A 13,342-nucleotide genomic window follows, 5' to 3' on the forward strand; every position below is an offset into this window, starting at 1 on the left:
ACCTTCACCTGGACCCCCATCTGCTGACTCAGGGCCTCCTCCATACCCGAGAGCTGGGCCTCAAACTGCTGTTTGAGTTGCTGGTAAAGGGCCTCCCGGTGCTGGAGATACTGGGACAGGAGTTTTTCTATCTCCCGGGTGAGATTTTTGACCTCCGGGAAGGCCGAAAAGACCAGGTTCAGTCCCTCCAGGGCCTGACGGGCATCTTTGAGGACATACTCGTCCCGCGGCAGGACGATATTGCGCAGGAAGATCTCCACCAGCCCCCTGACCAGAGGGGCCTTTCCCTCCGGGGGAACCTGGCTCAATTCCCGGACCAGATCCACCTGCTCCTGCTTCAGAAACCGGGCTGCCAGTCTCTGTCCCTTTTCCTTCCACTCCTGGGCCTTCAGTTCCTCCTTGGAGGCCTTACCGATCTTCTCCGCCTTTTCCAGAGCGATCTCCAGAGCGCTCTTAATCTCGGCCATGACGTTCCCCCTTGGCAAGGATTATTTCTCTGTTAAAAACAGAGGTATGGAATCCGGTCTTCCTTTGGAAGACATTTTACAGAAGCTTGCCGAAGAAGGCTACCGGATCAGCAGACGCACCTTTCTCTATTATGTCCAACTGGGTTTGCTCCCCAAGGGAAAAAGAAAAGGCCAGAAAAGCGGGGGAGTGAAATTCTATTATCCTGCCTGGACCCTTGAACGCTTAAAAACGATTCTGAGATTAAAAAAGCAAGGCCTTACGCTTAAGGAAATCAAGAAACGGCTCCCGCGGGAAATCCCTTCTCCCCCGCCTCCTAAGACCTTCCCTCAGGCCGCACGGCTTAAGGACTGTAACGTCTGCGGAATCTGCGGGGCTATCTGTCCGGTGCACGAGGAAATGGACCTTCCTCCCTGGCGTCTGATCCAGGCCTGGCGGGAAGGGCCGGACTCTTTACCCTCAGCAAACACCCCTTGGGTTTGCGTGGGTTGTTACCTCTGTGAGGAGCGCTGTCCTCAGGGAATCCCGGTGGTGGATTTTTTGCGATTTTTGAGACGGGAGGGACTCCCTCCGGGAAAAAGGTGGCGCAAACACCCGGAGTGGAGCCGAATCTTCTGGAGTCTCCTTGAAGAGAGAGGGCGTTCTTTCGACTTCGGGGCTGTACACGCCTATCACATCCGTATAATAGGTTCCGGAGAGAACCAGCGCCTGTTTTTACGCCTTCCCGGCCCGGAAGGAGAAAAGGAGGTCTCCGCCCCTTCAAAAATTAAGAACCTCTCTGCCTTTAGGCGTGCGCTAGAGCATGCAAGGGAGTGGCCATGAAGGTCCTTTATTATCCGGGCTGCTCCTCGGAACATCTGGCCCGCGATTTTTACCTATCTATTGAGGCCCTGGCCTCCCTTTTGTCTCTCGAACTCGAACCTCTTCCGGACTGGAACTGTTGCGGGGCCCGGGAAATTGAAGAGGCCCCGGAGGGGGTAGGACTTTTTCTCGCTGCCCGCAATCTGGCTCTGGCCTCAGGGAAAGAACTGCTGGTAACCTGCAGCCTTTGCTTTCACAATCTCAAACGTGCCCGGAACATCCTCAGAGAAAATCCGCTCTGGCGATCCCGGATTGCGGAACTTTTAAAAGACGAAGGCCTTGAGCTTTCTCCGGACCTTCCCCGAATCCTGTCCTTGACCGAGTTTTTGACCCGGATCGATTTTTCAAGGTTTCGTTCGCCCCACTTTCGGGGTTTTCCGGTGGCGGTCTATTACGGCTGTTTTCTTTCCCGTCCCTATCCCACTGACCTTCAGGCCCTGGAGAAGGTCCTTTCCGCCGCAGGCTATCCGGTGATACCTACCACCCTTAAGACCCACTGTTGCGGAGGACATCTTCCCCGCACCGACTCCCCGGTCATCAAAAATCTTTGCCGGCGACTTCTTTTTGAGGCCCGGCAAAAGAACGCCTCGGGCCTGGCGGTGGCTTGTCCGGTTTGCAAACTGAATCTCGAAATTTACGGAGACCCTCCCTTTCCGGTGAGATATTTTACCCAGTATCTGGGCCTGGCCCTAGGAATCTCTCCCTCCTGGTTGGGAATTCCGGAGGAAGAATGAAGGTCAAAATCTTTTTCTGCGAGTGCGGCGGGAACATAAGTGAAAACCTGGACCTTAAGGCCCTTAAAAAGGAGCTCACCTCCTCCGGGACGGAGATCTTCCAGCACCCTTTCCTTTGTTCTCCCGAAGGGCAGGCCTTCTTTGAAGCCCGGATCCTTCCCGGGGAAGGGGTTCTGGTAGGAGCCTGCTCCCCCCATCTTCACGGCCCTATTTTTAAAGAGCTTTCCGAAAAACGCCAAGCTCAGGCCTTTCACCTGGTGGCTTTGAGGGAGGAGGCGGCCTGGTTGGGAAAGAAAGGAGCCTACCGCAGGGCCATGGGGCTTTTGAAGGGAGCGCTTCGGGCCCTTTCCTATTATAGGGCCCCGGTCTTAAAAAAGTTTCCGGTTACCGAGGGCCTTCTGGTAATAGGAGGAGGAATAGCAGGCCTTTCTGCAGCCCTTAAGGCTGCAGAAAAGGGACTTCCGGTCTATCTGGTTGAAAGAGAACCCTTCTTTGGAGGAAAGGCCGTTTTTCTGGATCGTCTCTATCCCCGGCTGGAATGCGCCTCCTGTCTCGTTTCCCCACGGCTTTCGGCCCTTATCCAGCAGGAAAACCTCCACCTCTTTCCCCTGACTCATGTCTTCGAGGTAAAAGGCCGCCCCGGGGCCTATGAGGTTACCCTTGAAGAAAGACCTCGTTATGTGGACTCTGAAAGGTGCCATGGTTGCGGAGAATGCCTCCGGGTCTGCCCCGTTAATCCCCCGGCCATTACCATGGATCCTCCGCATCCCGTTCCGCGGGCCCCGGTAATTCACGCCGCACGTTGTCTTCACTTCCGGGGAGAGAGTTGCTCCAGGTGTAAGGAGGTCTGTACCCGTAAGGCCATCCGTTTTGAACAAACCCCTCGCCTTCATCGTTTAAAGGTGGGGGGGATCATCGTGGCCACCGGTTTCAGACCCTACCCTGCAGAGAAAATACCCTATTACGGCTATAAACGCCTTCCCGGGGTCATTACCCTCTGGGATCTGGAAAGGATGTTCACCCGGCAAGAAAGCATCTACGGTTTTAACGGAGAGTCTCCCCGGCGGGTGGCCGTAATCCACTGTGTGGGGAGTCGCGATCGAAGACACCTTCCCTATTGTTCGGAAATCTGCTGCAGTCTGGCCCTTAAGGCCGGAATCCTTCTTCGAGAAAGGCTTTCGGCGGAAGTCTATCATTTTTATCTGGACCTAAGGCTAAAGACCCCGGAGGGGGAAGGACTTTTAAGACGAGCCAAGGAGGAGGGGATTCAATTTATCCGGGGGCAGGTAGCCGAGATTTCGGAGGTGCCCTTAACCCCGGAGGATGAAGGGAGGCTTACCCTTTTGGCCGAGGATACCCTGGGCTCGGAGCAGAGGGTATGGGCCGTGGATCTGGTGGTCCTGGTCCCGGGTTTCGTACCGGAGACAGGCTCGGAGGAAATGGCCTCCCTTCTGAGACTCTGCCCGGATCGGTTCGGCTTTTTCTCTCCGCGGGAGGAAAAGACCGCTCCGGTAGAGACCCTGAGGAAGGGTATCTGGATTGCCGGGGCGGCTTCCGGTCCCAAAGATCTTTCCGAAAGCGTCCTTTCTGGAGAAGCCGCAGCCCTTGAGGCCCTGCTTTTTCTGGAAACCCCCTCTTTTTGGGCGGAAACGGACTGGATTGAATGGGAAGACCGGCGCTGCGGACGGTGCTGGCTTTGTGTGGAGGTCTGCCCCTTTAAGGCCCTTCATATAGATCTCGAGAGGCTCAAGGTTGAGGAGACACTTTGTTGCGGCTGCGGCCTTTGTGCAAGCGCCTGCCCATCGGGAGCACTCAGAATGAAGCCTTTCCCCCGGGAAGCCCATCTTCAGAGCCTGGAGGTCCTTTTCGGTGAAACCTAGGATTATCGGATTCCTTTGCGAATGGTGCGCGGCCCGGGCCCTTGAGAATCTGGCCTTTTGCCATCCGGAACTCCCGGTGGGTTTTCAACCCTTTCGAATAAATTGCACCGGAAGTCTCGAACTGGAGGTGGTAATAAAGGCCTTAACGGAGGCCGACGGTGTCCTTGTAGCCGGCTGTCCTCCCGGGGAATGCCATTTCCGGGAGGGTAATCTAAGGGCTGGCCTGCGCCTTAAGGCCTTAAAACGGGTGCTTTCCGCTCTGGGAGAGGATCTACGACGCCTGAGAATTATCTGGCTTTCGTCCGGAGAAGGAGAACGGCTCGGGGAGGAAATTCATAAATTCTATAGGGAATTGAGCCTTGAAGATCGCGGTTCATAATCTTCTTTCCTGCGGCGGCTGTGATCCGGTGTTTTTCCTGGAGGAATCTCCGGAGTTTTTCCGCCAGGCGGAGGTGATATTCTGGAACAAGGTTAAAGACGAGACCTTGAAGGTTTTCAGGAAAATACCGGACCAAGGAATAGAGATCGGTTTCTTATGTGGGGCGGTAAAGAGCCCGGAACATGAAGAGGTGGTCCGACTCTTTCGAAGAAAATGCCGCACGGTAGTTGCGGTGGGCGCCTGTGCCCTCTGGGGAGGGATCCCCGGACTTCTGTGGATCCGAAAAGAAGGGCCCAGGCCCCTATCCTCTCTTGTGGTCCCCGACCTTTCCATTCCGGGGTGTCCTCCGGAGGGTTCCACCTGGACCGTTTATCTTCAGGGCCTCCTTTCGGGCCGGCCGCCCGGCCCCTCCGAAGAACCGGTCTGCCAAGAATGCCCCCGGGATAGGCATCCCTTCCGTCTTTCGGATTTCAAGAGGTTTCCGGAGACCGAGCCTGAGAGCCGGGGATGTTATCTCTCCCTGGGGGTCTTTTGTGCCGGGGCGGTAACTCAAAAGGGGTGCGGGGCTCGGTGCCTTAGGGCCGGCTATCCCTGTCTCGGCTGCTACGGACCTCCGGCCGGACTCACCGCCCGGGGCGAAAGGCTTCTCTCGGCCATGGTCTCGGCTCTCGTACCCCAAAAGGCCACCGAGGCCCTTAAAAACTGGAGGGATCCGGCAGGAAGCCTCTATCGCTTTGATCTTGCCACCCATCCCCTGGTGAGGAAAGGAAAATGCGGAAGATCCGACTAGAGACCGTTTCCCGCATCGAAGGAGCCTTGAGCCTGGAAATAAAGGTGGATTCCCGGGATAATCTCGCCGGTATTTCCTGGAAGACCGACCTCTTCCGAGCCTTTGAGACCCTGGGAGTAGGGCGGCCTCTGGAGGAAATGCCCTTTCTTACGGCTCGTATCTGTGGAATCTGTGCCGAGGCTCATCATCTGGCCTCCCTGCAGGCTGCGGAAGAGGGTCTCGGGATCTCTCCCCCGGAGGGGATCCGGAAGATTCGGGAGGCCTTTGGCCTTATCTCCTGGCTTCGGGACCACCTTACCGTACTTCTCCTCTTCTCCGGGCCAGATCTGGAATCTTTCCCCTCCCCTGACTCCCTTTCCTGGCTGGAAAAGACCGGGCTCTGGGATCTCTTCCTGGAGAACCGTAAGCACCTAAGAAGGATGCTTGAGATCGTGGGGGGAAGAGGACATCTCGCTTTGGGAGGAATTCCCGGAGGCTGGGGGAAAAAGATCTCCTCTGAAGAACGGAAGGAGCTCGGCGAACGGAACGAAAGGGTGCTTCTTCTCGCCCGAAAAACTTGGGAACTTTACTGGGAAAAGACCGTCTCTCAGCCCTTTCTCTGGCCGGTCCAAAGTCCCTTGGTAGCCCTCTCTCCCGAGGGATCGGAGGTCCTGGTCCTCCCCCCCGGGAAAAACAAACCCTTAAGGTTTCCCCTCTCCCGGTTTTACGAAACCCTGGTCGAAAGTGAGGAGGGTTCCTTTTTAAAAAGAATAAATCTCCCGCCGTTTGGTGCCTATCTTGTGGGACCACTGGCCCGGTTTTACCTTTTTCCCTCACCGGATTTCCCCCTTTCGCGGGAGGCTCATCAAGCTCTTAAAAATATAGGGGAACCGGACCTTAGCCGGGCCTCCCTCTTCAGAGCCTATGAGGTTCTCTGGGCCGCGGAGAGATTAAAACACCTTCTTCCTGAGCTTCCGATAAACCATTCCCTTTCTTTCGCTCCTCTTAAACCAGTGCGGAAACAAGGTTTAGGGGCCTTTGAAGCCCCCCGGGGGCTCCTCCTCCACCATTATACCTTTGATTTAGATGCAGTGATAAAAACAGTTAAGATTATCACTCCCACGGCCCAGAACCTGGGAGTAATCAGTGACTGCGTTCCCCGTTTCTGGCCTTACTGGCCCCTTACGGAAGAGAAAAATTTGCTTTTCGAGATTCAACGTTTCATAAGAACCTTTGATCCCTGCGTTCCCTGTATGGTTCACCTCCTGAGAAATCGCTCCCCAAGAGATTCGTCACCGGAAAAGGAGGGGCAGAGAAAAATTTTTTAAGCCCAGCTCCTTAACAAAACCCGCATACTAGAAATATTTCGGAAAATTTTCAGATTTTTGAAAGATATATGCCTTAATTTCCCTAAATAATCTCTTATCACCCTTAAATCCTCTATTTGCTCCTTGACTTTTGTTCCTCATGGGGATTATGATTATAACTGTTAAAAACATTGAAAGGGGAAGAAAAAAATGGCTCGTATTCCGCCCATCAGGATGGGACTTTCCCGGAGGGATTTCCTGAAGATTTGCACCATAGCCACGGCCACCATGGGACTTCCGGTGGAGATGGTGGATAAAGTGGCTGCGGCGGTGAAGTCCTCGGAAAGGCCGCCGGTAATATGGCTCCATTTCATGGAATGCACGGGTTGTACCGAGAGTCTTTTGCGTTCCTCCCACCCTCCGTTAGCCCGTCTGATCCTGGAGCTAATCTCTCTTGAATATCACGAGACCTTGATGGCCGGAGCCGGAGAACAGGCCGAGGAAGCACTGAAAGAGGCTCTCAAGAAATATAAGGGGCGCTATATCTGTGTAGTGGAGGGAGCGGTCTCTACCAAAGATGGCGGAATTTACTGTCAGATCGGCGGGCGCCCGGCAATAGAGATCCTGCGTACGGTGGGGGAAAAAGCCGGGGCGGTGATCGCTATCGGCACCTGTGCTTCTTTCGGAGGGATCCAGGCCGCGGCCCCCAATCCCACCGGAGCCGTTAAGGTGAGCCAGGTATTAAGCCGTCCGGTGATCAATATTCCGGGCTGTCCACCCAATCCCTACAACTTTTTATCCACTGTTCTCTACACTCTTACCTTCGGCCATCCCCCGGAACTCGACGACCTCTCGCGTCCCAAGTTCGCTTACGGACGACGGATTCACGATCAGTGTCCACGAAGGCCCCACTTCGACGAGGGACGATTCGTGGAGTCCTTCGGGGATCCGGCTCACCAGCAGGGATACTGTCTTTACAAGGTGGGCTGTAAGGGTCCGGTTACTTACTCCAACTGCCCGGTGCAGCGTTTCTGCGATGTAGGAGCCTGGCCGATAGGCTCCGGGCACCCCTGCATAGGTTGTACGGAACCCAGTTTTTGGGATCGTATGAGCCCCTTTTATGAACATCTTCCCAAGATCTACATTCCGGCTGGAGGAGGTATTCGAGTCGAGGCCGAGAAGGCGGGGCGTGTGGCCGTCGGAGCGGCAGCAGCGGTAGTGGCTGCTCATGCCACTATCGGGGCCGCTAAAAAGGTATTGAAAAGCATCTCTGGAAAAGAAAAAGACCAGGAAGAATAGGGGGCTTGGTCATGGCCAGAAAGAAGATCACCATTGATCCCGTAACCCGCATCGAAGGCCATTTACGTATAGATGTAGAGGTCGAAGGAGGACGGGTGCGGGAGGCCTGGGCCTCGGCCCAGATGTGGCGCGGAATAGAGGTCATTCTTAAGGGACGTGACCCCCGGGACGCCTGGGCCTTCACTCAGCGTTTCTGCGGAGTCTGCACCACAGTGCATGCTATTGCCTCAGTAAGAGCCGTGGAAAACGCCCTAAGGATAGAAATCCCCTTAAACGCCCAGTATGTGCGGAACATCATCCTCTGTGCCCACGCCCTTCACGATCATATCGTGCATTTCTATCATCTTTCGGCCCTGGACTGGGTGGACGTAGTCTCGGCCTTAAAGGCCGATCCCGTAAAGGCTGCCCGTCTGGCCCAGAGCCTTTCGGACTGGCCGGGAAACAGCGTAACCTTTTTCCGGGAAGTAAAAAAGAAACTGGAACGGTTTGTGGCTAGCGGCCAGCTCGGCCCCTTTGCCAGCGGATACTGGGGACATCCGGCCATGAAGCTCCCCCCGGAGGTAAATCTTCTCGCTGTAGGACACTACCTTGAGGCCCTGGATTATCAATATAAAGCCAACCAGGTAGTAGCTATCTTCGGGGCTAAAACCCCGCACATTCAGACCGTGATCGTGGGCGGGGTAGCCCTAGCCATAAATCCCGAAAATGAAGCCACCCTAAATATGGAGCGCCTGAGCTGGGCCCGCGAACTGCTCCTTTCGGTGCGTGACTTTGTACACAAGGTCTATTTTGTGGACGCCTGTGCTCTCGCGGCCCTTTATCCGGAGTGGTTCAAGATCGGGGCCGGAGTGACCAATTATCTTGCGGTTCCAGATCTTCCGCTTGATACCCAAGGCACACGTTTTGACCTTCCCGGAGGAACCATCTTCAAGGCTGATCTCCGCTCGGTAAAAGCCATAAAGAGTTTTAACGACCCTTATTTCCAAGATCATGTAACCGAAAGCGTGGTGCATTCCTGGTACGAAGGGGACTGGACACGGCATCCCTGGCAGGAAGATACAGTGCCATATTACACAGGATTTCAGGAAAAGGGGAAGTATTCCTGGGCCAAGGCCCCGCGTTTTAATGGAGAACCCATGCAGGTAGGCCCTCTCGCCCAGGTTCTGGTAGGTTACGCCTTAGGGCATGAACTTATCCGGAAGTGGACGGACGAAGCCCTCCAACGCATCCGAAGTATCTCCGGGAAAAAAATCACCATTGATGACTTCCACTCCACTATGGGACGCCAGGTGGCCCGAGCCATCCGCGCGGCAGTATTGGCTGAGCTCGCTCTGAAACACCTAAATCTTCTGATAGAGAACATAGGACGGGGTGACTTTAATATTTACCCTTACCGCACTCCCCCCGCCTTCCCGAGGGGTGAAATTAGAGGCTTCGGTTTCCACGAGGCCCCCCGGGGAACCCTTTCCCACTGGGTGGTCATCGAAAACGGAAAAATCAAAAACTACCAGGCCGTAGTGCCCTCCACCTGGAATGTGAGCCCGCGCTGTCAGCTGGGAAAACGCGGTCCCTACGAGGCAAGCCTCCTCGATAATCCTGTGGCCATTCCGGAAAAACCCCTTGAAGTCCTGCGTACCGTGCACTCTTTTGATCCCTGTATTGCCTGCGCGGTACACATTCTAGATCCCGAGCGGCGAGAAATAGTAAAAGTTAAGGCCCTTTAGGGGGATAAAGTCATGGTTAAAAAAGACAAAGAAATCCTTTATCGTCGGGTCTTTGTGTGGAGCTGGGCTTTAAGGCTCTTTCACTGGTCCTTTGCTCTTTCCTGCGCCGTACTCCTTCTTACCGGAATCTACATCCACTCTCCCCCTTTCACCACCAAGTGGGCGGAGTTTAAACCCCAGTATCTTATGGCCACCCTGCGCTACTATCACTTCGCCGCAGCCTATGTCTTCATGGCCGCAGTAGCCGTGAGACTCTATCTTCTCTTTTTCGGAAACCGCTACGAGCGCTTTACCGACTTCTTGCCCATCAACCGACGAAACATTCGCTCGTTATGGCAGTCGCTTAAGTTTTACCTCTACCTCACGGATGAACACGAATGGCGCATGGGGCACACGGTCCTTGCAGGCACCATTTACTTCCTCCTCTTTATGGCTGCCATCGTGATGTCCCTTACCGGTCTATATATGCTCTATCCGGATGTCTCCTGGATCAGTAAAATGGGAGTAGCACTTTTCGGCTCCTTACAGATGGCTCGCTTCATCCACTATATCCTCCACTGGTGCTTCATCTTCTTCGTGATCGTGCACCTTTACATTGCCATCTGGAACGACTTCAAGGCTCCGGAGGCCATCATCTCAGGAGCCTTCTCCGGTTCCAAATTCCTGCCCGCCGAAGTCGAGGAGGATTGATGCGGGTCCTGGTACTAGGTGTGGGGAACCTTCTCCTGCGGGACGAAGGGTTCGGAATACATGTAATCCGTGAATTTGAACGCCGCTACGAGATCCCTCCAGAGGTGGAGGTGGTGGATGGAGGATGTCCGGGCTTTTCCCTTCTGGACTATCTCCGGGAAAAGGACCTGGCCCTACTCGTGGATGTAGTGGCCGATTCAGCTCCGCCGGGGACCCTTCAGATCTTCGAAAACAAGGATCTTTCCCGTTTCGCGGCGGTTAAGACCCTAAGCCCTCACGAGGTGAGCCTGATCGAGGCCCTAAAGTTTGCGGAATTTTCCGGACTAAAACCGGCCAGGATCCGGATCCTGGCCGCGGTCCCGGAAGAGATCTCCCCGGGTCTTGAGCTTTCCCCAAACCTTAAGAGAGCCCTGCCCCGGGCCCTCTCCTGGCTTGAAGAGGAACTCGCCTCGGTTAACATCTACTTAAAGAGACGCAAAAAATGTGCGTAGGGGTCCCTATGCGGCTAAAGGAGATCGACTACCCCATGGGCCTGGCCGAGGCCGAAGGGGTGGAAATGCCGGTCTATCTCCATCTCCTTCCCGTAGAAGAACTCTCCCCCGGCGACTGGGTGATCGTCCATGTGGGCTTTGCCCTACAGAAGATCAAACCCGAAGAGGCCCGGGAAACCTGGGAGCTTCTCCACCAGATTCTTGAGGAAACCGGACATGCATGAGGCCAGCCTGGTGGCCGCCCTGGCCGAGGAACTCCTGCGCCTTAAAGAACACGAGGGGGCCCACCGGGTCCTGCGCTTTACCGTGGAGATCGGAGAACTTTCCGGGGTGGATCCCGAGGCCTTCCGCTGGGCCTATGAGGTGCTCCGGGAAATGTATGCCGAACTCAAAGAAGCCGAGATGATCCTGGATCTGATTCCGGCTCGTTTTCGCTGCGAGACTTGCGGAAGAGAGTTTTCCGGGGACTACTTTTCCCTCTGCCCCGGTTGCCAGAGCCCGGAAAAGACCCTCCTTTCCGGGGAGGAACTAACCCTGCGAGAGGTGGAGTTCGAGGTGGCCGATGTGTGAGAGCTGCGGCTGCGGGGAAAGGACCCTCCGGGTGACCGTCTCCCGGGGGCTCCTTTCGGAAAACGAACGGCTGGCCCGCGAGAACCGGGCCTGGTTCAAAAGGCTTGGGGTCAGGGTCATAAACCTCGTCGGCTCTCCCGGGGCCGGAAAGACCAGCCTCATCGAGGCCACGGTAAGACGGCTTCCCGGGGCTCGGGTGGCGGTGATCGAGGGAGATCCCGAAACCCGGCGGGATGCGGAAAGGCTCTCCCGGCTGGGGATTCCGGTGGCCGCGGTGACCACCGGCGGGGTGTGTCATCTGGACGCCCGTATGGTGCACCGGGCCTTTCATGAGCTTGCGGCCTTCCCGCCGGAGATTCTTTTCATCGAGAACGTGGGGAACCTCCTCTGTCCGGCGGACTTCGACCTGGGCGAGGACCTCACCGTGGTGGTCCTTTCCGTGACCGAGGGCGAGGATAAACCCGAAAAATACCCCCAGGCCTTCCGCCGGGCCAGCGCCGTGGTCCTGACCAAGATAGACCTTCTCCCCCATGTGGACTTTGATCTGGCACGGGTTGCAGAACTCATCGCCCGCATAACCCCCGAAGCCCGGCTCTTTCCCCTCTCCGCCCGCACGGAAGAAGGCCTCAAGCCCTGGATAGAATTCCTCCGCGCATGAAATCCCTGCGTATTCTGGTGGATGGAAGGGTGCAGGGGGTGGGGTTCAGGCCCTTCCTCGTGCGCCTGGCCCGGAGGCTTTCCCTCGCAGGCGAGGTACGCAATGTCCCGGAGGGGGTGGAGGTCCTCATTACCGGAGAAGAGAAGAATCTCCGGGCTTTCCTTTCGGCCCTTCGGGCCGAGGCTCCGCCGCTTTCCCGCATCCGAAGGATCTCCGTAAGATCCTTCCCAGAAACCTTCTCCGGAGAATTTAAAGCCCGGAAAAGCGGCGCCGGCCCCCCGGCCACCTATGTTTCCCCGGATGTGGCCACCTGTCCGGAGTGTCTCTCCGAGGTCTTTTCCCCGGAAGATCGCCGTTTCGGCTACCCCTTTACCACCTGTACGGACTGCGGCCCCCGCTATACGGTGATCGAGGCCCTGCCCTACGACCGGGAGCGGACCTCCATGCGCGATTTTCCCCAGTGTCCGGACTGCCTCCGGGAATACCGGGACCCGGCCTCCCGACGGTTTCACGCCGAGACCAACGCCTGCCCGATCTGCGGCCCCCGTATCTTTATCCTTTCCCGGAAGGGCGAAAAAATTGAGGTCCCGGATCCCTGGGAATTCATGATCCGGAGCCTACAGGAGGGGGCCATCTGGGCCCTCAAAGGGCTCGGGGGGTTTCACCTGGCCTGTGATGCGGAAAATGAATCCGCGGTAAGGGAGCTTCGGGCCAGAAAACACCGCCCGCGGAAACCCTTCGCGGTCATGGTGCGGGATCTGGAGGCGGCCCGGTGCCTGGCGGAGCTTACCCCGGAAGAGGTCGCGGCCCTTGCCTCTCGAAGGGCCCCCATCGTTCTTTGCCGGAAGAAGAAACCCTTCCCTCTCGCCGAATCCGTGGCCCCGGGGATCTATCTCGTAGGCCTCATGCTTCCCTACACCCCGCTTCACCACCTTCTTCTCTCCCTCTGGCCCGGCAGGGCACTGGTCATGACCAGCGGGAATCTTTCCGGGGAGCCTCTCTGTTTCGAAAACCGCGAGGCCCTTTCGCGTCTTTCCGGCATTGCGGACTTTTTTCTCCTGCACGATCGGCGCATCGTAAACCCGCTTGACGACTCGGTGGTGCGCTTTTCCGGAAAGACCCGGATCGTTCTGCGCCGGGCCCGGGGTCTGGCGCCGGACCCTCTTCCCCTTCCGCGGAAAAAATCCGGCCTCCTCGGAACCGGCGCCCTTCTAAAAAACACCTTTGCTTTGACCCGAAATGAGGAGGCCTTCCTTTCGCCCCATCTCGGGGATCTTGAGTCCGTGGCCACCCTTTCCCTGTGGAAGCGAACCCTCAAAAGTTACGAACATCTTTTCTCCGTAAAACCCCGGACCCTGGTTACAGATCTTCATCCGGACTATCTTTCCACCCGCCTGGCCGAGGAGATGGCGCAAAGGGAGGGACTTCCGCTTTTTCATCTCCAGCACCACGCGGCTCACGCCTACTCGGCCCTGGGGGAGCGGGCCGGGGGCCGGGCCCTGGCCCTGGTCCTTG

General features: G+C 56.5%; 15 protein-coding genes. 14 read left to right on the plus strand and 1 reads right to left on the minus strand.

Annotation, left to right across the window (positions count from 1 at the left end):
• Positions 1 to 467, minus strand: a 467-nt coding sequence (locus F8J34_RS08270; RefSeq protein ID WP_297058208.1) for a hypothetical protein, incomplete at its 3' end; no start/stop codon positions are given.
• A gap of 46 nt (positions 468 to 513) precedes the next feature.
• Here F8J34_RS08270 and F8J34_RS08275 point away from each other — a divergent pair.
• From F8J34_RS08275 to hypF, 14 genes are all read left to right on the plus strand, one after another.
• On the plus strand, positions 514 to 1,287 hold the full coding sequence (locus F8J34_RS08275) for a MerR family transcriptional regulator (RefSeq protein WP_297058211.1): 774 nt from the start codon (positions 514 to 516) through the stop codon (positions 1,285 to 1,287).
• A complete protein-coding gene (locus F8J34_RS08280; protein WP_297058214.1) occupies positions 1,284 to 2,060 on the plus strand; it encodes a heterodisulfide reductase-related iron-sulfur binding cluster in 777 nt (258 codons plus the stop codon). Before F8J34_RS08275 ends, F8J34_RS08280 begins: the two co-directional genes overlap by 4 nt.
• Positions 2,057 to 3,940 (plus strand): CoB--CoM heterodisulfide reductase iron-sulfur subunit A family protein, encoded by a 1,884-nt coding sequence (locus F8J34_RS08285; RefSeq protein ID WP_297058217.1) that lies wholly within the window; start codon positions 2,057 to 2,059, stop codon positions 3,938 to 3,940. The genes F8J34_RS08280 and F8J34_RS08285 overlap by 4 nt, the downstream gene beginning before the upstream one ends.
• Positions 3,930 to 4,319 carry a hydrogenase iron-sulfur subunit gene (locus F8J34_RS08290; protein ID WP_297058220.1) on the plus strand — a complete coding sequence of 130 codons (390 nt, stop codon included), beginning with the start codon at positions 3,930 to 3,932 and terminating at the stop codon, positions 4,317 to 4,319. The genes F8J34_RS08285 and F8J34_RS08290 overlap by 11 nt, the downstream gene beginning before the upstream one ends.
• The gene (locus F8J34_RS08295; RefSeq protein WP_297058223.1) at positions 4,300 to 5,109 is read left to right on the plus strand and encodes a hypothetical protein; all 810 of its coding nucleotides are present in this window, start codon (positions 4,300 to 4,302) and stop codon (positions 5,107 to 5,109) included. Before F8J34_RS08290 ends, F8J34_RS08295 begins: the two co-directional genes overlap by 20 nt.
• A complete protein-coding gene (locus F8J34_RS08300; RefSeq protein WP_297058226.1) occupies positions 5,091 to 6,416 on the plus strand; it encodes a nickel-dependent hydrogenase large subunit in 1,326 nt (441 codons plus the stop codon). Before F8J34_RS08295 ends, F8J34_RS08300 begins: the two co-directional genes overlap by 19 nt.
• Before the next feature lie 189 nt (positions 6,417 to 6,605).
• A complete protein-coding gene (locus F8J34_RS08305; protein ID WP_297058228.1) occupies positions 6,606 to 7,694 on the plus strand; it encodes a hydrogenase small subunit in 1,089 nt (362 codons plus the stop codon).
• Between the two features lie 11 nt (positions 7,695 to 7,705).
• Positions 7,706 to 9,418: a nickel-dependent hydrogenase large subunit gene (locus tag F8J34_RS08310; protein ID WP_297058231.1), complete on the plus strand. Its 1,713-nt coding sequence runs from the start codon at positions 7,706 to 7,708 to the stop codon at positions 9,416 to 9,418.
• 12 nt (positions 9,419 to 9,430) lie between these two features.
• A complete protein-coding gene (gene cybH, locus F8J34_RS08315) occupies positions 9,431 to 10,108 on the plus strand; it encodes a Ni/Fe-hydrogenase, b-type cytochrome subunit (RefSeq protein WP_297058233.1) in 678 nt (225 codons plus the stop codon).
• Complete coding sequence (locus F8J34_RS08320; RefSeq protein ID WP_297058235.1) at positions 10,108 to 10,599, plus strand: hydrogenase maturation protease; 492 nt, start codon at positions 10,108 to 10,110, stop codon at positions 10,597 to 10,599. Before cybH ends, F8J34_RS08320 begins: the two co-directional genes overlap by 1 nt.
• A gap of 8 nt (positions 10,600 to 10,607) precedes the next feature.
• Entirely contained in the window at positions 10,608 to 10,823 is a 216-nt protein-coding gene (locus F8J34_RS08325) for a HypC/HybG/HupF family hydrogenase formation chaperone (RefSeq protein ID WP_297058238.1), read from the plus strand.
• Positions 10,816 to 11,169, plus strand: coding sequence for a hydrogenase maturation nickel metallochaperone HypA (locus F8J34_RS08330; RefSeq protein ID WP_297058241.1), 354 nt, complete (start codon positions 10,816 to 10,818; stop codon positions 11,167 to 11,169). The genes F8J34_RS08325 and F8J34_RS08330 overlap by 8 nt, the downstream gene beginning before the upstream one ends.
• Positions 11,162 to 11,827: a hydrogenase nickel incorporation protein HypB gene (hypB, locus tag F8J34_RS08335; protein WP_297058244.1), complete on the plus strand. Its 666-nt coding sequence runs from the start codon at positions 11,162 to 11,164 to the stop codon at positions 11,825 to 11,827. Before F8J34_RS08330 ends, hypB begins: the two co-directional genes overlap by 8 nt.
• A partial coding sequence (gene hypF / locus F8J34_RS08340; RefSeq protein ID WP_297058247.1) for a carbamoyltransferase HypF occupies positions 11,824 to 13,342 on the plus strand: 1,519 nt, incomplete at its 3' end. The genes hypB and hypF, both read left to right, overlap by 4 nt.

The sequence above is a fragment of the Thermosulfurimonas sp. genome, assembly GCF_015491435.1.
In the GTDB taxonomy this organism is placed as follows: Bacteria; Desulfobacterota; Thermodesulfobacteria; order Thermodesulfobacteriales; family Thermodesulfobacteriaceae; genus Thermosulfurimonas_A.

Excerpts from the sequence above, each read along its gene's own strand:
- F8J34_RS08275 (WP_297058211.1), top strand. The coding sequence starts at position 514 with ATGGAATCCGGTCTTCCTTTGGAAGACATTTTACAGAAGCTTGCCGAA.
- F8J34_RS08280 (WP_297058214.1), top strand. The coding sequence starts at position 1,284 with ATGAAGGTCCTTTATTATCCGGGCTGCTCCTCGGAACATCTGGCCCGC.
- F8J34_RS08285 (WP_297058217.1), top strand. The coding sequence starts at position 2,057 with ATGAAGGTCAAAATCTTTTTCTGCGAGTGCGGCGGGAACATAAGTGAA.
- F8J34_RS08300 (WP_297058226.1), top strand. The coding sequence starts at position 5,091 with ATGCGGAAGATCCGACTAGAGACCGTTTCCCGCATCGAAGGAGCCTTG.
- F8J34_RS08305 (WP_297058228.1), top strand. The coding sequence starts at position 6,606 with ATGGCTCGTATTCCGCCCATCAGGATGGGACTTTCCCGGAGGGATTTC.
- F8J34_RS08310 (WP_297058231.1), top strand. The coding sequence starts at position 7,706 with ATGGCCAGAAAGAAGATCACCATTGATCCCGTAACCCGCATCGAAGGC.
- cybH (WP_297058233.1), top strand. The coding sequence starts at position 9,431 with ATGGTTAAAAAAGACAAAGAAATCCTTTATCGTCGGGTCTTTGTGTGG.
- F8J34_RS08320 (WP_297058235.1), top strand. The coding sequence starts at position 10,108 with ATGCGGGTCCTGGTACTAGGTGTGGGGAACCTTCTCCTGCGGGACGAA.
- F8J34_RS08325 (WP_297058238.1), top strand. The coding sequence starts at position 10,608 with ATGCGGCTAAAGGAGATCGACTACCCCATGGGCCTGGCCGAGGCCGAA.
- F8J34_RS08330 (WP_297058241.1), top strand. The coding sequence starts at position 10,816 with ATGCATGAGGCCAGCCTGGTGGCCGCCCTGGCCGAGGAACTCCTGCGC.
- hypB (WP_297058244.1), top strand. The coding sequence starts at position 11,162 with ATGTGTGAGAGCTGCGGCTGCGGGGAAAGGACCCTCCGGGTGACCGTC.